The following is a 23,685-nucleotide window of genomic DNA, read 5'->3' on the forward strand; positions in this document are numbered from 1 at the left end:
TCCTAAAATATGCTTATAAAGTCTTAGCCAATTTGCAGACCAAAGTCTGTTGCTAATGCAGCTAAACCACCTTGGTAACCACTGCCAATAGCACTAAATTTCCATTCATTATTATGACGATATAGTTCCCCAACAACTAACGCTGTTTCAATAGAGAAATCCTCTCCTAAATCGTAACGAATCAATTCCTCATTAGATTCTTCGTTAACAATACGTACAAATGAATTAGAAACTTGTCCGAAATTTTGATTCCTTGCTTCTCCATCATGAATGGTAATCGTAAAAGTAACACGTTGAATATTAGCTGGAATACTTTTTAAATCTACGATAATTTGTTCATCGTCTCCTTCGCCTGCGCCTGTACGATTATCTCCGGAATGAACAATCGCACCATTTCCACCTGATGGATTATTGTAAAATACAAAGTCAGCATCATTTGTTACTTTTCCATTTTCGCCAAGTAAGAATACAGAAGCATCTAAATCAAAATCAGTTCCGCCATCATACTTATTTAAATCCCAGCCTAAACCAATAATTACTTTTGATAAACCAGGATTGCCTTTTGTTAAATCTACTTTTTGTCCTTTGGATAAACTAATTGCCATAATCTTTCTACCTCCAAGTTTTTTCAGTATAGTTCCTTTACGTAATCATAGATAAAAAAGTTTCAATTTCCCCTTTTTAGCTCATCCACTTTGGCGGAGTATTTTTATCCCAGTAAATTTCTCCAAGTGCATAATGAGTTTGGAATTGATCATGATACGTGTGGTAATGGAAGTTAAAATAATAACCTTCCTGTGGGGGACGATCCCTTCTTACATGAAATCGGATAATATCCTCGTTATCTCTCGTAATATGAAATATCCGTTCACTTGTACCTGCAGCAGGAAATTCAGTTACTGTTAAATAACTTAACTCTTCTTCTGGAAAAATATGCGTTACTTCATTAATTGCTTTTTCCATATTTGGAAGAACAACTAAACGAAATTCATCTTCAATTACTGGTTTAATTTTTGGCCCGAATTTTAAATAGCTTTGTGCTTCTGCTTCCTTCATCATATTGCTGATAAAATCTGCTCTTGAGAAATTTCCCTCAGTACTATCAACAAATATCGCTTCATCTTCGATACTTTCTCTAGCAAATGGTACTTCTCGCTCATCAATTGGTTTCTTATCATTATTATTATTATTTAAAAAGGTTGCTGGTGATGGTGAAACAAGACCAAACGTTAAAATAGAAACAAATACGACCAGGCTTTTACGAAGCCAATTAGGCATTTATTACACCTCGCTTTCCGCATCCTGATGTTAATATATGAAAAAATATTTATAGAATAAGTATATATTATTTACTAGCTAATCTTCTACTATTATCCTTATCATAGAGGTTATTTTTTTATTATTCTTTTTTTAACCAGATTCCATAATGGAATTTAGCTGTTTTACGCTTCACCTGTTCAAATTGAAATTGGTTAAATCTGCTGCTCCTAAAATGATCTTTCCATACGACTCTTTCTTTCGCCACTCGCTTTGCTTGATTGATTAATTCTACCGACACTTCTTCATAAAGTGCTAGTTGTTTTAACGGGTTGATTCCAGCTGATGAAATAGTTTCCTCAAACATAGGATCAAAATATACGCAATCTATACTATTGTCTTCTTTTCGAGCAAGTGCCTCTAATGCGTTAATATGCTTGACTGTAACCCTTCGCATTGCCTCATCAACAGCGGCATTACTCGTCTCCCATTCTTTCAAACCTACTTTTACAAGAAAAGCAATCACTTGATTCGCTTCTAATCCTTCCACTTTTCCGCTACTGCCCACGACATAACTTGCAACAATACTATCTGAAGCAAGTCCTAAAGTACAATCTAAGAAACTCTTTCCCTTTGTTAAATTGGTTGCGTCAATAAAAGGATCATTTTCCTTATTCATCAGCCTTTTTATTCGAAAGACTGCTGAATTTGGGTGAAAAAAGAAAGGCTCCTCTCCATTTAACGAACAGAACTCAAATCTATTTTTCCCAATTATCAGAATATCTGATTGATATTGCTCTTTTAAGTGCTGAATAGATACTTTTTCTCTCCTGACATATCTGCAGTTGAAGTCTTTGGCAATTCTATCTGCGAGAATTTGCATGTCCTTATTTGTCCTACCGGCAGTTGTTACAATCATATTTTTTCTCCTACTTCTATGTAATACTATATTCAATACGAATCATGTTAAGATTAGGTCATCATTATAAAATAGATAAATTTAAATTATCTATCGACGAATATAAACCCTATACAAAAAACCTAAAAAAGAAAGTCCATGAGAAAAAAGGTAACCCTTTATTCTCATGAACCAAGTTTTTAGCAATATTGTTCAAAAGCTGATACAAGATTTTCCATAATTGCTTCCATTGAATTTCCTTCAATATCGTAGCGATGAATAAAATGAACAACTTTATTATCTTTGATTAATGCCATGGACGGAGAAGAAGGCTCAATATCCCCGAAAAATTCGCGCATTTTTGCTGTTGCCTCTTTATCTTGGCCAGCAAATACTGTTACTAGTTGATCTGGCTTTTTTTCAGATGCAAGCACTGCCTGCGTTGCTGCTGGTCTTGCTAAACCTGCAGCACAACCACAAACAGAATTAACCACTACTAAAGAAGTACCTTTGTTTGTTTCAATAAATTGTTCCACAGCGTCTTCTGTCAGCAATTCTTCAAAGCCTGCTTGGGTTAATTCTGCTCTCATCGGTTTTACCACTTGTTTCATATACTCATCATATGCCATTGACATAAGTAATCCCTCCATAATATACGTATATTCTATTCCTAAATATACATTAGAAATGTTTTTCGTACAATCTTTAGCATTAGGAAAATATAGTTACAGCTTATTTTCGCGCTTCGGTCATTTGTTTCCAAACAGAACCTTTTGCTTCTTCTCCTAGTTCAATTCGCTCAATTGCTAGTTTTATTTGTAAGCTCACTTCAAATTCTGGATCATCCTCATGAGCCTTAAGTGCAGCCAATGCTCTCTCATCTCCAACTTCATACAAGAACATAGCGGCTCTCCATCGAACAATCTTGCTTTTATCATCTAATGCATGGATCATTTCTTCCATTGCTTCTGGAAACCCTAAGTCGGATAAGCAATCTCCTGCAGTACGCCGCACTGTTACCGTTTTATCCTTTAATGCTTTATATAAGGAAGGAAGAACAGCTGTATCTTCAATCATTCCAAGATAGACAGTCGCAAGTCTGCGGATAGATGGTTTTTCATCATCTAATGCTTTCGTTAGTACAGGAATATCATCTACTGTAGGATCTTCGCTTTGTTCCAGCTTTTGATATCTAACTTTCCAATCTGGATTCTCTAAATCTGCAAATGACAGCCTTGTTCGCACTCGTACCGGTTTTTCATTTGCTTCAGTTTGCGGATTTTTTGCATGCTCAATAATCGCATTAATTCGCTCTTGTGGGTATGCTGCAACAAGTTCTTCCACCATTACATGCCCAATTTCTTCAAATTCACCGTAGCGCACGCCGAAATCTTTCCATTTACGAGTCATTACTACATTATCTTCAGGTGTACGAACTTCTGATACTGCTTGAATAAAGGAATCAGGTAAACCGAACCTTCTTTCTTCAGTGCCATCCGATAATTTAATTTGCATGGGAATCCCTTTATACATTTGAACTTGAACATTTATCTCTCCATAATGTTCATTTATCTCTTTTGACTCCTCTGTAGCCTCGTCCTCCCCAAAGACATTCCGCACTTTTGAAAGTAATTCTTTCCAATCATAGCGGGCATTTCTTTCAACCGCTAGAAAATCAGCTACATGGTAAACCCCTTTAATCCCTTCAATGGAAAGGATATTTTGAATTAATTCAGGTGCTTCCGCTGAATTATCAACCTTATAATTATTACTTTTTCCCATTGGCAGCTCTTGGTCTAAATTAATTTTCATCGTATTAGGACTTGGTGTTGGCTCTATAGAAATAATTCTCATTTTCCATCCCCCTCTTTTTCAACATTTATCTTATCACGCTTAATGCTATATCGAAAATAAACAGCTTTTCTACGAATTATCAGCGATTTCAGATAAATAGCTCCAGCGTTCAATTAGGTGTTCTAATTGGTTATTTAATTGTTCTTGCTCTTTCATTAACTCAGCTGCTTTTTCGAAGTCACTGCCAGTCTCGGCTAATTCTGTTTCTATTTTAGCTAATCTTTCTTCGACTTTTTCAATATTCTCATCAATGGTTGCCCATTCCCTTTGTTCATTATAGCTTAGTCTTACTTTTTTCTCTTTTACTTCCTTTTTAGCAAGTGGTATTTCTGTTTTATCTTTTATTTGTTGATCTTCTTTTCTCTCCACCTCTAAATATTCACTGTAATTGCCATAATAGGTGTCGATAACACCATTTCCTTTTAAAATCAACAGTTGTTCAGCAACCTTATCGAGAAAATAGCGATCATGGGATACGGTAATAACCACACCATTAAAATCTTCTAAATAATCTTCCAGAACCATTAATGTTTGTGTATCTAAATCATTTGTCGGCTCATCTAATAAGAGTACATTTGGTTCTCCCATTAGTATTTTCAACAAATAAAGTCTTCTTCTTTCCCCACCAGATAGCTTCCCAATAATCGTTCCATGGGTATGAAGAGGAAATAAGAATCTTTCCAGCATTTGGGCAGCTGTAATGACTTTTCCATCGGAGGCTTCTATAACTTCAGCCGTTTCTTTTAGAAATTCAATCATTCTTTTAGATGTATCCATATCTTCATTTTCTTGCGTATAGTAAGCCACTTTTACTGTTTGACCAATGATTCTTTCGCCAGAATCAAGGGGTGCCTTGCCTGCTAAAATATTTAAGAAAGTTGATTTACCAGTCCCGTTTTTACCAATTATTCCAATTCTATCCCCTGGTTTTACAAGCAAATTATAATTATTTAAGATTATTTTATCATGGAAACGTTTGTTTGCCCCCAGCAATTCAAAGACTTGCTTACCTAATCGACTACCTTTCAAGGAGATATCTAATTTATCTTTAGCTTTAACATTAGCTAATTTATCATCTAATGCGTCAAAACGCTGAATTCTGGCTTTTTGTTTAGTAGAACGCGCTTTTGCCCCTCTTCTAATCCATTCTAATTCTCTTCTAAATAAATTCTTTTGCTTATCAAGAGTAGCTGCTTCATTTTCTTCCCTGATAGCTTTGGCCTGTAAAAAGTCACCGTAATTGCCTTTATAGCTATACAAATTGCCCCCATCTAATTCAAACATTCTGTTTGTGACACGATCTAAGAAATAGCGGTCATGCGTTACTAATAATAGTGCTCCTGTGTACCTGCTTAAATAATCTTCCAGCCATTTAACTGCCTCAAAATCAAGATGATTTGTCGGTTCATCTAAAATAAGCAAATCTGGTTCTTGAATCAGAACTTGTGCTAAAGCAACCCGTTTTTTTTGCCCGCCTGACAATTCGCCAATCTTCTTATTAAAATTAGTAATACCTAACTTCATTAATACCGTCTTTGCATTTGTATGAACTTCCCAGCCATTTAAAGCATCCATTCTTTTTTGTAAATCAAATAATTTTTCATGAAGCTTATTGTTCTCAGGATCATGGTTGATTTCCATTATCATTGCTTCATAATCTTTAACTAATGCTAAAACCGGTGCATCACCAGCATATACTTGGTTTAATACGGTAAGATCTGGATTTAATTCTGGACTTTGGGCAGAATAGGCTATACGAAAATCCTTGGGTGCTATGATATCTCCTTCGTCTGGAATATCTATTCCTGCAACAATTTTTAATAAGGATGATTTCCCAGTTCCATTGATGCCAATTAAACCTACCCGTTCTTTTTCACTTATTGAAAAAGAGATGTTTTCAAATAACTTTTTCTCTCCATATGTCTTTGTTACATTTTCAATTGAAATACTCTTCATTTTGTACATTCCATTCTTTATAAAATTCTTTTAGAAAGCTTTCCATAAATTGATGCCTTTCCACGGCCATTTTTTTAGCACTGTCTGTATGTAAATGGTCTTTAATTTTCAATAGTTTTTCATAGAAATGGTGAATAGAAGATGAGTTGTTTTTTCGATATTCTTCTTCTGTCATCTTTTCCCTTACTGCTATATGTGGATCATAGATAGGACTTCCTATACTTCCTCCATAAGCAAAAGTACGAGCGATGCCAAGTGCTCCAATCGCATCTAATCGATCAGCATCTTGGACTATTTTTGCCTCCAGGCCATTGGGAGTTATCCCATTTCCTCCTTTAAAGCCAACTGTTTCGATGATAGCTTTAATCTGTTCCTTCTCTTGATTCGCAATTGGAATCTGCATTAGTATATTTGCTAATCTCCGTTGCCCTTCGCTTTTTGATTTATTTAATTTTTCATCTGAAATGTCATGCAATAACGCAGATAGTTCAATAGTATGAGAATACCCAATTCCTTCTTTTTCTGAAAGTAATAAGGCTATTTTACGTACTCTATCTACATGATACCAATCGTGACCACTAGCATCATTCTCCATCTCTTGCTTTATTATATTTTCAACTTTCGTAATAAGCTTCATTTATTCTCACATCCAGCAATCTATTATGTCCATATTGTATCATGAAAAGTAGTTTTTCGAATATGAAAGAACAATCAATATAAATATGAAAGCCGGAGTAGAAAATAAAACTATTCTACACCGGCTTTCGTTTCATTATTCATTTCCTATTTCTTACTTAAAAAGGGCTTTATTTTTGGAAATACCTTCAATGCTGTTCGATAAAATACGTCTTCATGGTAAGTTTCTGGAATGAGCTTTTTTATAAACTCTATATATGGTTCAAATGGGGCTAGCGGCCAATCTGTCCCAAAAAGCAATTTATCATATGATTGGGCAAAAACTAATGCATGGCGTAAATGATCGAGAAAAATCCCTTCATGTGCTTCTTCCAGTTCTTTTTTTGTTCCAACGATTAAACCAGATAAATCGGCATATACATTCGAATTTTTATAAATAATTTCCGCACCAGTCAATGTCCAAGGATCACCGAAATGTGCCATCATAAAATTCACATTACGATGTTTCACAGCCACTTCATCAATTGCTAGAGGATGACTATATTTTAAGTATCCTCTTTCAGAGTATGTATCTCCAGTATGGAACACAACTGGTAATTGATACTTTTCTGCTAGTCGATAAACAGGTTCATATACTTCATCATAGGCATAAAAAGGGTAGTAGCCTAAATAAATTTTTATTCCCACAACATGTGGCTTTTGAATCTCCTGCTCTAATCGTTCTTGTGCCGATAAATCCATATCATATGGATTTATCCCAGCACAGCAGACGACATTGTCTGGAACCAATAAGTCCAAATCTAATCCCATTGGAGTCTGGGCCTTATAATCAGGAAAGCCCATCTCCGGCGTTTCTGTAACCCCCATCCCAATCGCAAGGACAATATCAGCCTTCCTCATCTCTTCTTTCAAGCCATTATAACTATAATCTACAAAGGAAAGATCTCGAGCTGTCTCTTTAAACGATCCAATATTTGAGTAGTGTATATGGGCATCAATTATTTTCATCTACGTATTCCCTTTCTGAAAATGCTATTTGCCTTACCTTATTAACTAAAGAAGACTGTAATTCCCCCTCGGTAAACAGAAGATAGGTTGGTTCTGTAAATAAGCGGTTCTCTGTTCTTCTGCACTTAGCATAGGAAATCAACTGTATCACATCTTTATTACTATAAAAATCTATACCTTTTGATTTATCACTTGCAATATAATAACACTTTTCTTGCTCTAGCGATAAATAGGAATGACCCTTTATATTAACTTCTTGCTCTTCTGAAGCAACCATATATTGTTTCGTACTCACCTTGTTATCCTGAATATGGAGAACAGCTTTTTCCTCCTCATTGCAAGTGATAAATAGGTTTGTATGCCATTCTTCTTCTGCCATACGTCTGCCTGCATCATCGATTATTTCTATAAATGTAATGAGCAAAGGAATCCCTGGCATTGTAAGGAAATATTGTTCATACTTTAACCCCTTCCATTTCTCATGATGCCTTATCGTTGTTACCAGCTTCACACCAGTCCATTCGTTATGATGGATATCTTTTAGACTAGTAAATGCACAAGCTGTCTCTTCCTTTAAGAGAGAAAATACATTTAAATCTGGCGGACCGTTTTTTATACCTCCACACCACGGATTCCACCAACTTTTTGCGATAGGCTTAGGAAAAGCATGCTCCAACCATTCCTTCCCATTTACTACTAAAGAATAGACGCCTGGATAGTAAGCAGGAGAAGCTTTAAAAGATACTATTCCATTCGAAACATGGTATACGGTAACTCCTTCTTCTATTTTTACTTCTGTTGTCATGTTCTTTCTGCTTGGCACAAAAAATAAATCATCGTTATCTATTATTTTTGCCGGCAAAGAAATGGTTGTTTTCACTATGTTTAGCCCTAATTGAAGATCCCTTTGAGGCTGAATTTGGTAGATTTCTGATGCCCCCGTATCAATTCTCTGTGAATCTCCCTGTCTTTCATTCATTGTTATGGTCATTTCACCTTGTATTGCTTGATTACTATAATTCTTTATTCGTACTTTTAAGTCATTATCTCTATCTATAATGAGATTTGCCTCATTAAATTCAACCTTAAATCCTGGGGTAACAGTACTTGCGTGCTCTCTCTGTAACCCTTCTGCTGCTAACTCCCATTGCTGCCAATTACGATAGGCACCGATATTTACACTAATGGGCGAAAAAGCAACGGATTCATTTTTTCCGAGTATGCTTGTCGCCTCTACATGCACCTTCCAATTATCCATTTTGATGCGGGCCTCTTTAGCCCATGCAACACCGAATGGGGTAGAGTTTGGAGAAGTAAAATACCAATTCCCCGTTATATCCTTTGAATTTAATTCAAAAGGTTGTACTAGGTTCCATTCATTAAAGGAAACAACTTCCCCATTTAAAGGGAAATAGAGATTCTGCCATATGTCAAAAAATGTTTCCTGTACACTGATTTCTTTTTCTTCCAAACTATTATTAGTAATTGTTATCCAACGTTTAATCAACCCTTCTGCAAAGAGCTGATTTGTTAACATAATATCCAGATACGGAAAAGCATTAGACTTAAAGAATAGCTCTAGTTTAATACTGTTTCCAGTCTTTTCTGTACGAACTTTATATGGCTTTTGTTTAGACAGCTCATTGGAATAAGGCTTTCCAATAGACGGTGCAAACAGAGCAAAGTCTGTATGAGCAATTTCTGTCGTAAGATCTATTTTGCTTACGGTAAGTTGATGTGGACCATTATAAACCTGCCAACTCTTTTCTTGTTCTACTACAAACTGTTCGCCAATCCCTTTTAAGGCAAGCGCAATTTCCTTTTCAAATGTTAAAATCCCCTGCTCATTCTCCACAATTTCTCCTATGATTTTTTCTTTAAAACTGCCGCAGCTCTTCACTTGAACCGGAATTCGAATCCACTTCTTCGCTTTTTTAGCCAGTGCGAATGAATACTTATCCCCTTCAAAATATAAGTGGCCATTTTTGGGAATGGTGAAATATCCATTAATATCTTTTTCTAAATTATTACTAATCTCTAAATCTAAGTAAGTCTTCATTCCATTCGCTAAAATGGCCTCTATTTCCTTTCCCTCTATAGAAATAGGCGCTTGCGGGAAAACCCCCAGTTGTAAGCTTGTTTCTAATCCATTAATTCTAACTGTAACCTTTAATGCTGGAAAGGTCTTTCCATCTACAGGTTCTTCTCCTTTTTTAATCGTAAAGGGAGAAGAAATCGCTATTTCTTGATTACCCTTTATCTCTTGTGAACTTTGAAAACTGCATTGAATTCTGCCCTGATTATCTGCCAATGCTTCTAAGGAAAGCGGGTTTGCTGTTTTATTTTTCATCTTTAAATAGACCTTATGCTCTATTTCTTCTATACATTTATGATTGTCCATTGTTAATTCAATCTGAAAATCCTTTGTTTCCAAAGAGCAGATTCCTCTACTTGTTTTTTCAAATTTTACAACAACAGTCTCTGTTTCTTTTTGCCAAATATATTCATAATGTGTAAAACCTCTTTTAAGCATCCCATCTGGCTTTATTTCAAGATTTCTTTTTAAATCTGCATACCAATCCATGTTCTTTAAATAATGATTCATTACTTCATCATTTCGGACAGTTGGGATAAAATTCATAAGATGAGTATATTGGTCATTATCCTCCCAAAAAAAACCGCAGCGTTTATATAATGGAACTGCCTTAAGATTACCTGCCCAAGTATATAAATCAAGTCTTGGCCATTTTAATTCTGTCGCTGCATTGAGGGCATGCAGTAAAAGCAGCTTACCAATTTTCTTGCCATGATAATCTGGACGAACATTTAATAAAGGAACATACAAGGCCCCTGCATCTTCTTTATAAACAGAAAAACCACAGTACCCTACTACTTCTTCTCCTATAACAGCTAAGAATGTATCAATATTATCTGAGCTTTGCTGTTGATCGCGTACTTGTTCTTCTGTTTTTCCTGTTCCTCCCCAAGAATCTTTACTTTTTGTCCACATGTCGGCCACTTTACCAGCAAGACCATCATGGTAGCTTACTATTTTAATTGCCTCTGAACCCTTGATTATCTTTTCCACTAAGAACCCTCTTTCCTCTTATTTTCCATTTTTGTTTGCATTGTTACTTCTTTATTTGTATTCATCCTAACTCCTCCTTTCTTTATTGTAGGAATGTTTTTCCAATATTCCTATTCTATCGTATTATTATTGAGAATTTTTGTAAAGATAGCATAATAATAATTTTTCTAATAATTATGTATATCCAACAAAACTAGACAAAGCTCGTCAAAGGATTTTTTTTTCTTTTCGCGAAAATTATAAAGACAAGGGTTTTAAACGTCCTTCTTGCCATTGGTCTGTTTCGATTATTTTATAATGAGGGGTGTGTAGAATGTTAAGCATACAATCAAAAGAACTTACGATTAAGGAAGAAAACAGCAAATTATTAAGTGTGAAGGAAGCTGCAGAATATATTAATGAAGGTCCTGGAGTTGTTCGAAATTGGTTAAGAGAATTGAAAACACTCATACCAGTTATTATTGGCGAAAATGGCTACCGATATTTCGATCAAAAAAGCTTAGACATTTTAGTAAAAGTTAAACAAATGCGTAATGAAAAACAAATGTCTTTAAGACAAATTGAAGATGAGCTGACAAGCCCTTTACCCTCTATCCCCATTGCCGCTGAAGCTACGGAAAAAATTCTTCAAGATTTACAAACAATCAAAGAAGAATTAGAACTTCAAAAAAATTTCAATCAAGTATTAGTACAGCAACTAAAAAAGCAGCAAGAGCATATCGAATTTCAACAAGAACATATTGCCAGTCAAGAAAGAAAAATAACTTTATTAGAAAATCCAATTGTTCTAAAAGAAAAAGAGGAACAATACTATGCTAAATCTAGAAAAAAGAAGCTGGCCGATCTTAATGAGCGGGAAACAAAGGAGAAAAAAAGTGGATTTATCCGCCTCTTTTCTTATCGTTAATCGTTCCTTATCATAAAAAATAAGGATCTTCAGCCCTTTAGTGAAAGGGTGTTCGTTCACTAAAAGCAGAAGATCCCTATTTTTTTCTGTTATCGGATGAGCTTTTCAATATCCGCTTTTATCTCACTAGGACTTGTACTTGGTGCATAGCGGTCCACGACATTTCCATTTCGATCAATAAGAAACTTCGTAAAATTCCACTTGATTGCTTTCACACCTAATGTACCTGGTGCTTCTTTTGTTAAATATTGATAAAGAGGATCTGCCTCTTTTCCATTCACATCAATTTTAGCAAACATCGGAAAAGTCACACCGTAATTCATTTCACAGAATGATTTTATTTCTTCATTCGTTCCCGGATCTTGACTCATAAATTGATTACTTGGAAAACCTAGAACAACAAACCCCTCCTCTTTAAACTTTTGATACAATTCTTGCAGCTCTTTAAATTGAGGAGTAAAACCACATTTACTTGCAGTATTCACAATTAATATGATATTCCCTTTAAAATCGCTTAATGCCTGCATTTTTCCATCCATCGTTTTTACTTTAAAATCGTAAATGCTCATTTTACAATCTCCTTATACAGTTAATAATGAATCAATCGATTGAAGGGCAGCTAAAGTTTTTTCCATAAATTCCATCATCGTAATCATATCATCTATCTGTTCTTCTGTGATTAAACGATTAAAATCAATCGTAATATGATTCAGTATCGTTTGCTCCGCCTCAAGTGGCTGATAGCTGATTTCTTGCCTAATCTTCAAGTCTTTTCCCCATATATCTTCCACTAATTGCTGTAATAGTGGATAAAGAGTTTTGTCTTGCTTATGGCGTAAAAAAAGATGAATATAAACGGTAGCACCAATCCATTTTTCTTTTTTTACACTTTCTAATAGTTCCGCCGATAAATTTTGTAAATCAGCGGATAATTCAAACATTAGCTTAGCATTTTGTTGATTTTTCAATCGAAAAGTAATGGTATAATTTCTTGATAGCTTACTACTATTAAATACATCATTTCGATCTAAGACAATAATATCGCCATCTAAATCTTTATCATATATTAAGCCTTCCATTACTGTTCTCATATTTTCAAACGCAGTGGGATCAAACATCCTTTGTTCTCCTTTTTCCTAAATACAACCGTATTTTAAAACAATCCAACTGCTTTACCGTCTTCATCAACGTCCATGTTTAAAGCAGCAGGAGTTTTCGGTAAACCTGGCATTGTCATGACTTCACCAGTGAGTGCTACAAGGAAGCCTGCCCCAATAGATGGCTTGAATTCACGAATTGTAATCGAAAATCCTTCTGGTCTGCCAATTAATGATGGATCATCCGATAAAGAATATTGTGTCTTCGCCATACAAATAGGAAGATGTCCCCAACCATATTTTTCAAAGTCGGCAATCTGTTTCTTTGCTTTAGAAGAATATTCTACCCTATTCGCACCATAAATTTTTGTTGCAATCGCATGCACTTTCTCTTCTATCGTAGTATTAAGCGAATATAAATGTTGAAAACTTTGTTCTTTCTTTTCGAGAATCGCTAAAACCTTTTGAGCAAGCTCTATACCGCCATTTCCACCTTTTTCCCAAACCTCTGTTAAAGCAACGGGAATCTGTGCTTGTTCACAAAGCTCTTTTAACACGCTAATTTCTAATTCAGTATCTGTTACGAATTTATTAATAGCTACAACAAAAGGTAAACCGAATTCTTTAATACTGTCCACATGCTTTTGTAAATTAGCGAAACCTGCTCGCAGCGCTTCTATATTTTCAACCCCAAGCTCCTTCTTTGCTACTCCTCCATGCATTTTTAAGGCACGAATTGTCGCAACTATCACGACGATTTCCGGATCTATCTCTTTATTTCTAGCCTTAATATTTAAAAATTTCTCTGCTCCTAAATCCGCACCAAATCCAGCTTCTGTGACAACATAATCTCCTAATTTGGCAGCAGCAGCAGTTGCTATGACACTATTGCAGCCATGGGCAATATTGGCAAACGGACCGCCATGAATAATCGCTGGAGAATGCTCGATTGTTTGAACCAAGTTTGGTTTAATTGCGTCTTTTAGTAGTAATGTAAGCGCACCTTCTACTTTCAAATCTCCCACGGTTACAGGTTCTCTGTCTACATTATACGCAACGACCATTCGAGCTAATCGAACTTTTAAATCCTTAATATCTGCAGCCAGACATAATACAGCCATAATTTCAGAAGCAACCGTAATGTCAAAGCCATCCTCTCTCGGAACTCCTTGTAATGGACCACCTAAACCAATCACTACTTTTCGCAGCGCACGATCGTTTAGATCAACTGCTCTTTTCCAGACTATACGGCGCTGATCAATACGACATTCATTCCCTTGATGTATATGATTATCTACTAAAGCTGCCAGCGCATTATTTGCTGTTGTAATGGCATGAAGATCTCCAGTAAAATGCAGATTAATATCCTCCATAGGTAATACCTGTGCTTTACCGCCCCCTGCAGCCCCTCCTTTTATGCCCATTGTTGGACCTAAAGATGGTTCTCTCATTGCTATGACGGTTTTTCTCTGTAATTTATTCAACGCATCCCCTAATCCAACTGTAACAGTTGATTTGCCTTCGCCAGCAGGAGTTGGATTAATAGCCGTCACAAGGATAAGTTTACCTGATTTATTCTTTTTCAACTTATTTAAGGTAGATGCTGTGATTTTCGCTTTATATTTTCCATATAATTCAAGATCATCTTCTGATAAACCAAGCCTCTCAGCAATATGTATTATTGGTTTCATAACTGCTTGTTGAGCAATTTCGATGTCAGATTTCATTTACGTCTATACCTCCATGATTATCCTCTGCTAATTTCGGTCTTCCTTTTAACATTGTACATTAAATGAGACGTGATACATACACGTTTCGACAAAATCATTATCTTACAAACATACTTATTATGTATCCACTAATCCTTTTTAACATTTCTTCCTTCCAAAAGATTATATAATATCTTTCAAAAATTCAAAACATTATGATTGCGACATATTCAAATCAAACTTATAATAAGCTATGATATTGATGGGAGAAAGTAATAACTAATTTATCGTTTAAAACCGATTGTTATGAAAAAAATGCAGTAAGCACCACTGACATTACTGAAAAGACGATTATAACTTTAGGAGGAGACATACCTTTATGCCTATTAGAATTCCTCAACTTTTGCCAGCACGAGAAATACTGGAAGATGAAAATATATTTGTAATGGAAGAAGGGCGTGCAAGAACCCAGGATATTCGACCATTAAACATATTAATATTAAACTTAATGCCTCAAAAAGAAAAAACGGAGGTACAAATATTGCGATTGCTTGGTAACACTCCTTTGCAGGTCAATATCTCCTTTTTAAGAACAGCATCGTATGAATCAAAGAATACAAGTTCCTATCATTTAGAACAATTTTATCGCGATTTTGCAGCAATAAAAACAAATAAATACGATGGAATGATTATTACAGGAGCCCCTGTTGAATTAATGAGTTTTGAAGAAGTAGATTATTGGGATGAGTTAACCCAAATAATGGAATGGTCGAAAACAAATGTGACATCTACTTTACATATTTGCTGGGGTGCACAAGCAGCTTTATTTCACCATTTTGGGATTAATAAGTATGAACTGGATCAAAAGTGTTATGGAATTTATTCCCACCATGTATTAAATCCGTCAGATAAATTAATGCGTGGTTTTGATGACAGCTATTTAGCTCCACATTCAAGATATACTAATGTATCAAGTGAAGAAATCAATGCACACCCAAACCTTGAGCTGCTGTCTGCCTCTGATGAAGCTGGCGCCTTTATTATTAGTGGAAATAAAGGCAAACAAATCATGGTTACTGGTCACTTAGAGTATGATGCTAGCACACTTGCTGAAGAATACAAACGAGATAAAGAAAAAGGTTTAAACATTCATCTGCCTCTTGGATATTTTCCCGAGAATAATCCGAGTAAAAAGCCATTAAATAGCTGGCGATCCCATGCTCATTTACTATTTTCCAACTGGCTGAATTATTATGTCTATCAAGAAACACCTTATGAGTGGAAATAAAAATGCACCAAGTAAAAAAGACTGGCACATAAGATTCAAACCCAAACGAAGATTATCGTTTGGGTTTTTTAATGATAGACTATTTAGCTGTTATTTCCTCCATTATTCGAAAAATAAACTTCTTCATATGGCTGAATAACCACAAAGCCCTCTCCGGAAAATTTCATTTGAATAGATTCTCCGCTGCCTCTCCCAAAAAACGATTTAAGAGTTATGTCTGTTACAAATTCTGGTTGTAGACTTCCCGACCAAGCAACTGTCGCATTAGGATCTGTGAATACCGGGTTATTTGGAGTAACTCTTAACGTTAATGGTTCGTAATGTGACGTAATGGCGACGATGCCACTTCCTGACAGGTTGATATTAAATAAGCCGCCAGATAGCATCCCGGCAATTCTTTTCATTAACTTAATATCCCATTTGATAGACGGCTCAAATGCCAGTAAATCATTTCCATTTACAAAGATAGAATCACCATTTAAACGGAGAATGGATATTTTCTTTCCTTGGTCAGCTAAGTAAAGTTTCCCCGTTCCTTCTGCTTTCATTAAGGAAGCACCTTCACCAGTTAACGCTTTTTTAAACATTTTACCTATTCCATGTTCCAAAATACCTTCGCGGGTAAAACGAATGTTTCCTCGATAAGAAACCATACTTCCTGCTTTCGCCCAAATTTTATTTGTTAAATTAATTTCAAGCATTCTTTCAGTTTCTAGTTCGAAAACTCCTTCATTTTTATCTTGCTGCTCTGTCTTAACTAAAAATTCCTCTAAGTCATATCTCCCCATTTTCTCACCTCTTCTAAAATTGTTAATTTAAGGATATCATTTAGCTAGTTGCATGAAAATAAAAATATAGGGTAAGGTTAAATATATTTTCTTCTATAATCTATCACTGCAGCCGGCAATTCATGATAATTTTAAACGTGTTTGTATATACTATTTTATATACATTAATTGGTAAGAAAAAAATCATATGTGATTACGAAGGAAAGGGGCTAATTATGGAAAAAATTGTTGCAGTAGAGCGAAATTATATGGGAGACATTATTAGTTTTAAAACATCTAATGGTAGAGTAATTTCCTATCGAAAAGCTTTGCTTGATATCGAAACTGGGGTAATTGATGGAGTAGATGTTGTGGAAAATGAAAGAGAGCAAGAAGATTTATCCTACTCGATAATAGATAACTTTGACAATTATCCACCTATTTTTTAACAGTTTCTTAAAAAATCAAGGGCAATTCTCTGTAGGCGTTTATTCTGCTTTATTAAAGCACACACCTAGAGAAAATTGCCCTTTATTCGATCGAATCGTTTTTTTGTTGGATTATTTTTAACTCTTCTACATGTTGTGGATTTTCTTCAAAAAATTGCACTAAATCCCCAATACGATCAATAGAGTCCCAGCTTAAATGGTGTTCTATTCCTTCCACATCATTATAAATATTTTCTTCTTTAACCCCAATAATTCGTAATAATTGCTCTAAAAGCTCATGTCTATACACTAATCGTTTACCGATTTTCTTTCCTTTTGGGGTCAAAACCAAGCCTCTATATTTTTCATAAACAAGATATTCATCCTTATCCAATTTCTGAACCATTTTTGTTACAGAGGAGGGATGGACAGATAGGCCTTCGGCGATATCTGATACTCGTGCATATCCTTTATCTTCTATTAGGTTGTAAATGCGCTCAATGTAGTCTTCCATACTAGGTGTCGGCAATTCAACCCCTCCTTTACCAGGATTACTCCTTTTTTCTATTCTATTCCATCATGCTTGTCTACGTTATATGTATGTAAATACCTGTTCAAACAAAAAATTCGCCTCTTTATAGAGGGAATAAGCGTTTTAAGGATAAGCTAGTTAAACTAGGATGGTATAAAAGTGTTTCTTAAGCATTTTACTATAAAAAAAATAAGGAAACAAGATTCTTTCTAACACAACCTTCTAAAAAGACTGTTTCCTTATGTAAAATTCCAATGTGCTATACCCTTCTATTTTAGCACTGTTGCAAATTTGTAGCAAAATCTATTCGGGAAATTCCATTTTCCAACTAAAATACTCGTTATCCTGATTTTTCTCATATTTCATGATAGCATCAAATTTATTTCCTTTTTTGCTAATTAATCCTTTAACTGGTGCTTTCCCATTCTTGAGTAGTGCTTTAACCATCGTTTTCGTCGGCTTCTTCTTCATGGTCGCAAGAAATTTATCATTTTTCCAAATGACATATTTACAGCCATTTTTCCAGTTACTGCAGCCAAACCCCTTTTTTCCTTCTATAACAGCATGACCACAAAGGGGACATTTTCCCAATACTTCTGTTTTGGCCTTAGCATATGTAACTTCTTGGATAATGATATCTTCTTCCTTCTTTATTGTTTCCACCGCGTTTGTTGTGAAGCTGCTAATTATTTGCAAAAATTGTTGTTTACTAAATTGTCCTTTTTCAATATCATAAAGTGCTTTTTCAAGTCTTCCTGTGAAATCTAAGTTAAACAAATCTTTAATCGGAAAAATTTCGACCATTCTTCTTCCTAACTCCGTACAAACTAAGCTTTTATTTTTTGCTTCTATATAACCGATATCTTTTAGTTTTTTGATCGTTTCAGCGCGAGTAGCTGGCGTCCCAATGCTAAATCCGCTTAAAATGGATAATACATCTTCCTCTGTATCCGCATCAAAATTTTTTCCGCAAGTTTCCATCAGCCGAAGCAGTGTCTTTTCCGTATGTTCCTTTGGCGGCTGTGTAGTATGGGTGCTAGTGGCTGCTTTTTGTGTAAAAACCTCTTCTTGCAAGTTTACTAACGGAAGCATAACATCTTTCGATTGTATATTCTCAATCTTTTTCCAACCCTCTACTAATTGAACTTTTCCTTTTGTTACAAAGCTACCTTTTAATTCCACATGATTCATGCTTGTGATGATTCTTGTCTCTTCTACCTCAGCAACAGGCATAAATTGCATTAATAACCGATTTTTTATCGCTACATATACTTGTTCTTCCTCTTGGCTTAATTTTTTTGGGAGGACATAAGTAGGAATAATCGCACTGTGGCTTTCCACTTTTTTATTATCAAAAATCCGTTTGGATGGAACAAATTTCACTTCATTTTTAAATGGTAAATCTGCTGCGAGGAGATTTACCACTTTTTGTGTTTTTGCAATTAGACTTTCTTCCAGGGCAATACTTGCTGTTCTTGGGTACGTGATATACTTCTTTTCATAAAGACTTTGCGCAACTTTTAATACTTTATCGGCCGTCCATCCCTTATATTTGCTAGTTATATAGCCTTGAAGATTAGAAAGATTAAACAAAAAAGGCGGATATTCCTTTTTCTTTTGCACTTTCTTATCTGTTACAATTGCTGTTTTGCCTTTAATCTGTTCTTCTATTTCTTTCAAATATAGTTCTTCTTTAAACTTTTCTTCTTTTTTTTCAGTATAAGTACCTATATAACTGCTTCCGTTTTCTGTCATAAACGTTGCCTGCAGTTTATAATAATTTTCTGGAACGAAATTTTCGATTTCTTTATCACGATCATAAATGATTTTAAGAGTTGGCAACAAAACTCTTCCAATATTTAATGCCTTCCCTTTGCCTTTTTGATATTTCAAAGTTGCCACAGAGGTTAAATTAATACCAATTAACCAATCGGCCCATTGTCTGCTGACACCAGCATCTTGAAGAGGACGTAACTCTTTATTAGAGCGAAGATTATTTAATCCATTCAATACTTCATTAGGTGTCCATTCATTCAGCAATAGGCGGTAAACTTCTTTTTCCGTTTTTAAATTATAAATAATACTATCTCCAATGAGTTGCCCTTCTCGATCATAGTCACATGCAGATATAATGGAATCTACATCTTGTCTTTTTATTAATCTATGAATAATTTTCAGTTGTTTTTCTGCTCCACGGTCAGGTTTGTCTCTATCTTTCGGATCAGACTTTACTTTGTATTGAAATTTTGGAGGGATAAATGGAAAATTTTCTAATTTCCATGTAGACATTTTTTCATCATAATCTTTTGCATCATTTAACTGCAATAAATGGCCAAAAGCCCATGTAACAATATAGCCATTTCCTTCAAAATAACCATCTTGTCTGTTTTTTATTTTTAAAGCATCTGCAATGTTTTTCGATACAGATGGTTTTTCTGCCAATATTAATTTCATCTATATCACCTTTTTTCATAACTTACGTTCCTTGTTATTTTATACAAAATAATATTATAATCGCAAAAAAGATAATTGTATAGAAAGGGGAAAAGCTGTAGAAATGCAACTAGAGGATATTGAGGTATTTTCAATTAACTTATAAGATTACTATATTTTTGCTACTGATTTAACCATACAAAAAGGGGGGTTCCTTCCATACTAAATAGACGGAGAACATGGCCTCCGTCTTTCTATAGTAACTAATATGCCACCTTCAGGGATTTTTTAATTTGTAAATACTGTTCTAATTCTTTTAAAACAAAAAAGACATGCGCCTGTTCTTCAAATGAATCCCAGTCATCAGGCAGTTTATCATGCTTGATCAGCTCTTCTACTCTTTGCAGTTTACTCAAAAATAATACGGCTGTATTTCCTGAATGGACACATAAACTAAGTTCTTCCAGAAAGTCTGCCACAAGCTCTCGTTGATTATCTAATGTCTCTACAGATAAAATCCGATCAAAAAGCCTTGATATGATCTCTAATTGCTTTTCTCGAATTGTGAAGTAATGATAATAATAATTCTCTTTTCGAGTAAAATGATTTTCAACATCACGATAGGCGACTGATTTTGCACATTGTACAATATCAGATGCACGCTTTAATTTTGAAGCATACTCTTCTGTGATTTCATTTGTCCGCAAGTAAACAACCATATCCATCAATAATGCTTTAAAATAGTACTCTATATCTTTTTGATGAACTTTCATTTCCTTATCTAGACTAGGCATATAGCTATTAACAAGTAATGCTGCTCCTATTCCAATTACGATTAATCCCCATTCATTAAGAACAACGTCCCAAGTCATATGGTTGGTGGAATATATATGGAGGATAATAACAGTACTTGTTACAACCCCTTCATTTACCTTAAGTAAGACAGTGGTTGGGATAAATAATAGCAATAATAAACCAATGATATACGGTTCATATGCCATACCCTCAAAGAAAACATAGGAAAATGGAATGGCAAGTATACATGCGATAAAACGTGAAAATGCACTATGCAAAGACTTTTTCTTCGAGTTTTGAACACAAAGTATGGTTATAATTGCTGAAGATACATAGAAATCTAAGTGAAAAAACTGGGCGATAGTTATTCCTATACTTACCGCAACTGCTGTTTTAAAAGTTCGATAACCAATTTTATATTTTTTCAGATTTCGCAAAGCTCTATGCATTCGCATCATCAATCACAACCAGTAACTAATAAATCATCCTGTAAAGAAGCTAACCTCGTATTTATTGCAATTTTATCACCAGCTTTTACTAAAAGTTGCACCACAGATCCACTAAATGGAACACTGACATCTTTTATTTCTCCTGCTAATGTTCTAATAGTCAAAATAGGTTCCCACTCATAGAAATAAGCTTTTTCCTTCATTAGAATCTCACTAACAGTTCCTTCAAATGGACTAAGGATCATCTGGTCTTCTCTGGAAATTTCATAATACGGACTTTGACTGCTCTTTACAATCGTTTCAATCATTTTAATAAATCTTCCCTTTTATTTATTTTTTACTTTACTTGTTTTGGGTTTATTTCATAAAAATAAACTCAGTTATATAATAGTAATCATGTTAATAAAAACACATTTCCCCCTATAATTCAATGATTTCAAGAATAATTTTTGCTTTTTTTCACAGGAAATTTTTGCTTAACAAACTCCTTTTAAAAGCCTGTCAGAATTGAACTCCGCAAGTACAACAATGAAAGCGCGCACAGTTTTAAAAAAATAATTTTTCTCGTCACATAAAAAAACTAGCTGTCAGCTAGTTTACATAAAGTACTTCTTAATTTTGCTGTCTGTTTGGATATACCAATTTTCTTTTTCAATTATGTTTGATACAGTTAAAATAAGAGATGGGATTTTTTCTACAATGAATACGATTAACCCGATTTTTTTTACCAAAATGACAAACGACTCCCCATGTGAAAAGCTAGGCAGCACACTCCCTAATTGAAGAATACTTTTTACTAACGCTTCCTTACTGTCTTCCTCGAGAACAATATTTGGGGTAAATCGCAAAATCCAATTTTCCTTTTCAATTGAAAATCGATACATTAAGCCACCCTCTTATTCTAATTCCTAAAAAAAACAAAACTGCTATTTCATCATATGTGGAAAATCATTATTTATGTAACATTGTAGTTTGGGTAAAGACCTCTTTCAGATCCCTCCTCTTTTTCTCATCCAAGTATCATATTATCATCCATTTATTTTGAATCACACCATATTTAATTCTTCTATGTATTCGTTTTCTTTTTTATTCGCTTTATAAGAAAACCCTTCCAAAAATTTAATTAAGTTTTCCGAAAAAACGCTTAGAAACCTTGACTACATATGGGTAATCGTGTATATTATAGACATCATTTAACAAAATTCAGAATAATTATTTTCTATTATTATTTTGTTCTATGAAAATATTTATTTTATAGGCACAATTCATGTGTCTTGAAAGGCTTAGGAGGAAATTTATTATGCAAAACGGTAAAGTAAAATGGTTCAATAACGAAAAAGGATTTGGCTTCATCGAAGTTGAAGGCGGAGATGACGTATTCGTACATTTCACTGCTATTCAAGGCGAAGGTTTTAAATCATTAGAAGAAGGACAAGAAGTTTCTTTCGAAATCGTTGAAGGAAACCGTGGACCTCAAGCTGCTAATGTTGTTAAACTATAATTAATAATAGTATTCAGGGGATTTTTCAAGGAGTTTTCTTCTTGAAAAATCCCCTTTTATTTTTTGCTTATGGAAAAAGTGACCTCATCACTTTGAACTGGATAGTTTTTCCCCGTATTCCCTTAGCTTATTTCCCACCGTACATTGCGAAATACAAAAGCGGTGAGCTCTCCTTTTACCATACTCTACTTTGTTTTGGCGATATAAAAAACAATCTTTACAATAATCTTGCATTAATTCATCTGCTTCTTTCATCAGTTCTTTTCTTTGCAAGCTTCACCACTCCTTTCTACTTACTTGCCGATTAGAGCAATTGCATTTTGCTATAGATACGTTTCCCTTCTAATGCTTGAGTTGCCAGTTTATCTGCTTCCTTATTGTCGTTTCTGCCAATTGAAGTATAAACCATACTTAAATGTAAAGTTTTGATTTTCGATTCTATCCGATCGAGCCAATTATTTAAATCTTCTTCATAGCATGGCCACTCGCCTTCTAATTGTTTCAATACTACTTGAGAATCCCCCTTCACTTCACAAGTAACACCCTTGACTTCCAATTCTTCTAAAAGATTTAATGCGTGGAAAAGAGCAGCATATTCAGCTTCATTATTGGAGAGGATATCATGAAATAATTCATTTGCCCTAACTCTAAATTTTTTCTTTCCTTGATGAAAGAAAAGTACGGCGCCAATCCCCGCCGTTTTCGTTTCTTTATGGTAACCTCCATCAAAATAAATCGTAAAGTCATGTGGCTCTTCTTCTAATTCTTCATTTAGCTTTCGTAATTCTTTTAATGTCCAGCTTGTGCCTTTTTCATCATAAAAAAGAATATCTGCTACATCATTGCGTTTTTCCAACTCATCCCCTGCTTCGAGAGCCATACTTGATTGAATCCAATCTGATGTAAAGTAGATAAAATCTTTCTTTTTCTTCATTTGAAATTTATATTCTAATTTGTATTTCATTACGGAACAACCTTTCTACATATAGAATGACGTCAATAAGGGCCGGACTATTCTTATTGTCCGTTAATGGAGGGGAAAATAAACTATTCTGCTAAAAGATATCAAAAATTCACCTAAC

Annotated in this window: 24 protein-coding genes; 4 read left to right on the forward strand and 20 right to left on the reverse strand. The window is 34.7% G+C overall.

Going from position 1 to position 23,685, the window contains the following annotated elements; genetic code table 11:
- Positions 1-23: 23 nt before the first annotated feature.
- The 9 genes from NSQ92_RS12220 to NSQ92_RS12260 all read right to left on the reverse strand — a co-directional run bounded on the left by NSQ92_RS12220 (position 24) and on the right by NSQ92_RS12260 (position 10,697).
- A complete protein-coding gene (locus tag NSQ92_RS12220) occupies positions 24-605 on the reverse strand; it encodes a TerD family protein (RefSeq protein ID WP_047940442.1) in 582 nt (193 codons plus the stop codon).
- A 76-nt stretch (positions 606-681) separates the two neighbouring features.
- Positions 682-1,278, reverse strand: coding sequence for a YpjP family protein (locus tag NSQ92_RS12225; protein ID WP_047940441.1), 597 nt, complete (start codon positions 1,276-1,278; stop codon positions 682-684).
- A gap of 121 nt (positions 1,279-1,399) precedes the next feature.
- Positions 1,400-2,176, reverse strand: a complete 777-nt coding sequence (locus tag NSQ92_RS12230) for a class I SAM-dependent methyltransferase (RefSeq protein ID WP_047940440.1) — start codon at positions 2,174-2,176, stop codon at positions 1,400-1,402.
- A gap of 179 nt (positions 2,177-2,355) precedes the next feature.
- Complete coding sequence (locus NSQ92_RS12235) at positions 2,356-2,790, reverse strand: BrxA/BrxB family bacilliredoxin (protein ID WP_047940439.1); 435 nt, start codon at positions 2,788-2,790, stop codon at positions 2,356-2,358.
- Between the two features lie 97 nt (positions 2,791-2,887).
- Positions 2,888-4,009 carry a conserved virulence factor C family protein gene (locus NSQ92_RS12240; protein WP_095259071.1) on the reverse strand — a complete coding sequence of 374 codons (1,122 nt, stop codon included), beginning with the start codon at positions 4,007-4,009 and terminating at the stop codon, positions 2,888-2,890.
- Between the two features lie 69 nt (positions 4,010-4,078).
- Complete coding sequence (gene abc-f / locus NSQ92_RS12245) at positions 4,079-5,965, reverse strand: ribosomal protection-like ABC-F family protein (RefSeq protein WP_047940437.1); 1,887 nt, start codon at positions 5,963-5,965, stop codon at positions 4,079-4,081.
- Positions 5,946-6,602 (reverse strand): HD domain-containing protein, encoded by a 657-nt coding sequence (locus NSQ92_RS12250; RefSeq protein ID WP_047940436.1) that lies wholly within the window; start codon positions 6,600-6,602, stop codon positions 5,946-5,948. The genes abc-f and NSQ92_RS12250 overlap by 20 nt, the downstream gene beginning before the upstream one ends.
- A 146-nt stretch (positions 6,603-6,748) precedes the next feature.
- Positions 6,749-7,609: an amidohydrolase family protein gene (locus NSQ92_RS12255; RefSeq protein WP_047940435.1), complete on the reverse strand. Its 861-nt coding sequence runs from the start codon at positions 7,607-7,609 to the stop codon at positions 6,749-6,751.
- Positions 7,596-10,697, reverse strand: a complete 3,102-nt coding sequence (locus NSQ92_RS12260; RefSeq protein ID WP_341152824.1) for a GNAT family N-acetyltransferase — start codon at positions 10,695-10,697, stop codon at positions 7,596-7,598. The genes NSQ92_RS12255 and NSQ92_RS12260 overlap by 14 nt, the downstream gene beginning before the upstream one ends.
- Positions 10,698-11,010: 313 nt before the next feature.
- Between NSQ92_RS12260 and NSQ92_RS12265 the strand changes: the two genes are divergently transcribed.
- Positions 11,011-11,604 (forward strand): MerR family transcriptional regulator, encoded by a 594-nt coding sequence (locus NSQ92_RS12265; protein WP_047940433.1) that lies wholly within the window; start codon positions 11,011-11,013, stop codon positions 11,602-11,604.
- 89 nt (positions 11,605-11,693) lie between these two features.
- On the opposite strand, the gene NSQ92_RS12270 is transcribed toward NSQ92_RS12265, so the two are convergent.
- The 3 genes from NSQ92_RS12270 to NSQ92_RS12280 are packed head-to-tail and all read right to left on the reverse strand — an operon-like array spanning position 11,694 to position 14,428.
- Entirely contained in the window at positions 11,694-12,173 is a 480-nt protein-coding gene (locus tag NSQ92_RS12270) for a glutathione peroxidase (RefSeq protein WP_047940432.1), read from the reverse strand.
- Positions 12,174-12,185: 12 nt separating this feature from the next.
- On the reverse strand, positions 12,186-12,722 hold the full coding sequence (locus NSQ92_RS12275; protein WP_047940431.1) for a hypothetical protein: 537 nt from the start codon (positions 12,720-12,722) through the stop codon (positions 12,186-12,188).
- Between the two features lie 35 nt (positions 12,723-12,757).
- On the reverse strand, positions 12,758-14,428 hold the full coding sequence (locus NSQ92_RS12280; protein WP_095259075.1) for a formate--tetrahydrofolate ligase: 1,671 nt from the start codon (positions 14,426-14,428) through the stop codon (positions 12,758-12,760).
- 361 nt (positions 14,429-14,789) lie between these two features.
- Here NSQ92_RS12280 and metA point away from each other — a divergent pair, with 361 nt between their 5' ends.
- Positions 14,790-15,698 (forward strand): homoserine O-acetyltransferase MetA, encoded by a 909-nt coding sequence (gene metA, locus NSQ92_RS12285; protein WP_047940429.1) that lies wholly within the window; start codon positions 14,790-14,792, stop codon positions 15,696-15,698.
- 83 nt (positions 15,699-15,781) lie between these two features.
- On the opposite strand, the gene NSQ92_RS12290 is transcribed toward metA, so the two are convergent.
- Positions 15,782-16,486, reverse strand: coding sequence for an AIM24 family protein (locus tag NSQ92_RS12290; RefSeq protein WP_047940428.1), 705 nt, complete (start codon positions 16,484-16,486; stop codon positions 15,782-15,784).
- A gap of 215 nt (positions 16,487-16,701) precedes the next feature.
- Between NSQ92_RS12290 and NSQ92_RS12295 the strand changes: the two genes are divergently transcribed.
- Positions 16,702-16,914, forward strand: a complete 213-nt coding sequence (locus NSQ92_RS12295; RefSeq protein WP_047940427.1) for a DUF3892 domain-containing protein — start codon at positions 16,702-16,704, stop codon at positions 16,912-16,914.
- Positions 16,915-16,996: 82 nt separating this feature from the next.
- On the opposite strand, the gene mntR is transcribed toward NSQ92_RS12295, so the two are convergent.
- From mntR to NSQ92_RS12320, 5 genes are all read right to left on the reverse strand, one after another.
- Complete coding sequence (mntR, locus tag NSQ92_RS12300; protein WP_047940426.1) at positions 16,997-17,422, reverse strand: transcriptional regulator MntR; 426 nt, start codon at positions 17,420-17,422, stop codon at positions 16,997-16,999.
- Between the two features lie 306 nt (positions 17,423-17,728).
- Entirely contained in the window at positions 17,729-19,879 is a 2,151-nt protein-coding gene (locus NSQ92_RS12305) for a type IA DNA topoisomerase (protein ID WP_047940425.1), read from the reverse strand.
- A 242-nt stretch (positions 19,880-20,121) separates the two neighbouring features.
- Positions 20,122-21,111, reverse strand: coding sequence for an aromatic acid exporter family protein (locus NSQ92_RS12310; protein WP_235844424.1), 990 nt, complete (start codon positions 21,109-21,111; stop codon positions 20,122-20,124).
- A complete protein-coding gene (locus NSQ92_RS12315; RefSeq protein WP_047940424.1) occupies positions 21,111-21,410 on the reverse strand; it encodes a hypothetical protein in 300 nt (99 codons plus the stop codon). The genes NSQ92_RS12310 and NSQ92_RS12315 overlap by 1 nt, the downstream gene beginning before the upstream one ends.
- A 288-nt stretch (positions 21,411-21,698) precedes the next feature.
- Positions 21,699-21,986 carry a hypothetical protein gene (locus NSQ92_RS12320; RefSeq protein WP_047940423.1) on the reverse strand — a complete coding sequence of 96 codons (288 nt, stop codon included), beginning with the start codon at positions 21,984-21,986 and terminating at the stop codon, positions 21,699-21,701.
- Between the two features lie 416 nt (positions 21,987-22,402).
- Between NSQ92_RS12320 and cspD the strand changes: the two genes are divergently transcribed.
- A complete protein-coding gene (cspD, locus tag NSQ92_RS12325) occupies positions 22,403-22,603 on the forward strand; it encodes a cold-shock protein CspD (protein ID WP_009332654.1) in 201 nt (66 codons plus the stop codon).
- Positions 22,604-22,690: 87 nt separating this feature from the next.
- Here the strand turns inward: cspD and NSQ92_RS12330 are convergent, their stop codons facing one another.
- Both NSQ92_RS12330 and NSQ92_RS12335 read right to left on the reverse strand, forming a co-directional pair.
- On the reverse strand, positions 22,691-22,876 hold the full coding sequence (locus NSQ92_RS12330) for a zinc-finger domain-containing protein (RefSeq protein WP_047940422.1): 186 nt from the start codon (positions 22,874-22,876) through the stop codon (positions 22,691-22,693).
- 31 nt (positions 22,877-22,907) lie between these two features.
- On the reverse strand, positions 22,908-23,567 hold the full coding sequence (locus tag NSQ92_RS12335; protein WP_095320643.1) for a reverse transcriptase-like protein: 660 nt from the start codon (positions 23,565-23,567) through the stop codon (positions 22,908-22,910).
- Positions 23,568-23,685: the final 118 nt, after the last annotated feature.

The sequence above is a fragment of the Niallia sp. FSL M8-0099 genome (assembly GCF_038006945.1).
In the GTDB taxonomy this organism is placed as follows: domain Bacteria; phylum Bacillota; class Bacilli; order Bacillales; family Cytobacillaceae; genus Niallia; species Niallia circulans.

Coding starts and splice junctions, on each gene's coding strand:
- NSQ92_RS12335 (WP_095320643.1), bottom strand. CDS start 23,567: ATGAAATACAAATTAGAATATAAATTTCAAATGAAGAAAAAGAAAGAT.
- NSQ92_RS12315 (WP_047940424.1), bottom strand. CDS start 21,410: ATGATTGAAACGATTGTAAAGAGCAGTCAAAGTCCGTATTATGAAATT.
- NSQ92_RS12255 (WP_047940435.1), bottom strand. CDS start 7,609: ATGAAAATAATTGATGCCCATATACACTACTCAAATATTGGATCGTTT.
- NSQ92_RS12290 (WP_047940428.1), bottom strand. CDS start 16,486: ATGGGGAGATATGACTTAGAGGAATTTTTAGTTAAGACAGAGCAGCAA.
- NSQ92_RS12265 (WP_047940433.1), top strand. CDS start 11,011: ATGTTAAGCATACAATCAAAAGAACTTACGATTAAGGAAGAAAACAGC.
- NSQ92_RS12280 (WP_095259075.1), bottom strand. CDS start 14,428: ATGAAATCTGACATCGAAATTGCTCAACAAGCAGTTATGAAACCAATA.
- NSQ92_RS12240 (WP_095259071.1), bottom strand. CDS start 4,009: ATGAGAATTATTTCTATAGAGCCAACACCAAGTCCTAATACGATGAAA.
- NSQ92_RS12320 (WP_047940423.1), bottom strand. CDS start 21,986: ATGTATCGATTTTCAATTGAAAAGGAAAATTGGATTTTGCGATTTACC.
- NSQ92_RS12305 (WP_047940425.1), bottom strand. CDS start 19,879: ATGAAATTAATATTGGCAGAAAAACCATCTGTATCGAAAAACATTGCA.
- NSQ92_RS12310 (WP_235844424.1), bottom strand. CDS start 21,111: ATGATGCGAATGCATAGAGCTTTGCGAAATCTGAAAAAATATAAAATT.
- NSQ92_RS12230 (WP_047940440.1), bottom strand. CDS start 2,176: ATGATTGTAACAACTGCCGGTAGGACAAATAAGGACATGCAAATTCTC.
- NSQ92_RS12275 (WP_047940431.1), bottom strand. CDS start 12,722: ATGTTTGATCCCACTGCGTTTGAAAATATGAGAACAGTAATGGAAGGC.
- NSQ92_RS12295 (WP_047940427.1), top strand. CDS start 16,702: ATGGAAAAAATTGTTGCAGTAGAGCGAAATTATATGGGAGACATTATT.
- NSQ92_RS12220 (WP_047940442.1), bottom strand. CDS start 605: ATGGCAATTAGTTTATCCAAAGGACAAAAAGTAGATTTAACAAAAGGC.
- NSQ92_RS12225 (WP_047940441.1), bottom strand. CDS start 1,278: ATGCCTAATTGGCTTCGTAAAAGCCTGGTCGTATTTGTTTCTATTTTA.
- metA (WP_047940429.1), top strand. CDS start 14,790: ATGCCTATTAGAATTCCTCAACTTTTGCCAGCACGAGAAATACTGGAA.
- NSQ92_RS12250 (WP_047940436.1), bottom strand. CDS start 6,602: ATGAAGCTTATTACGAAAGTTGAAAATATAATAAAGCAAGAGATGGAG.
- NSQ92_RS12270 (WP_047940432.1), bottom strand. CDS start 12,173: ATGAGCATTTACGATTTTAAAGTAAAAACGATGGATGGAAAAATGCAG.
- cspD (WP_009332654.1), top strand. CDS start 22,403: ATGCAAAACGGTAAAGTAAAATGGTTCAATAACGAAAAAGGATTTGGC.
- abc-f (WP_047940437.1), bottom strand. CDS start 5,965: ATGAAGAGTATTTCAATTGAAAATGTAACAAAGACATATGGAGAGAAA.
- NSQ92_RS12235 (WP_047940439.1), bottom strand. CDS start 2,790: ATGTCAATGGCATATGATGAGTATATGAAACAAGTGGTAAAACCGATG.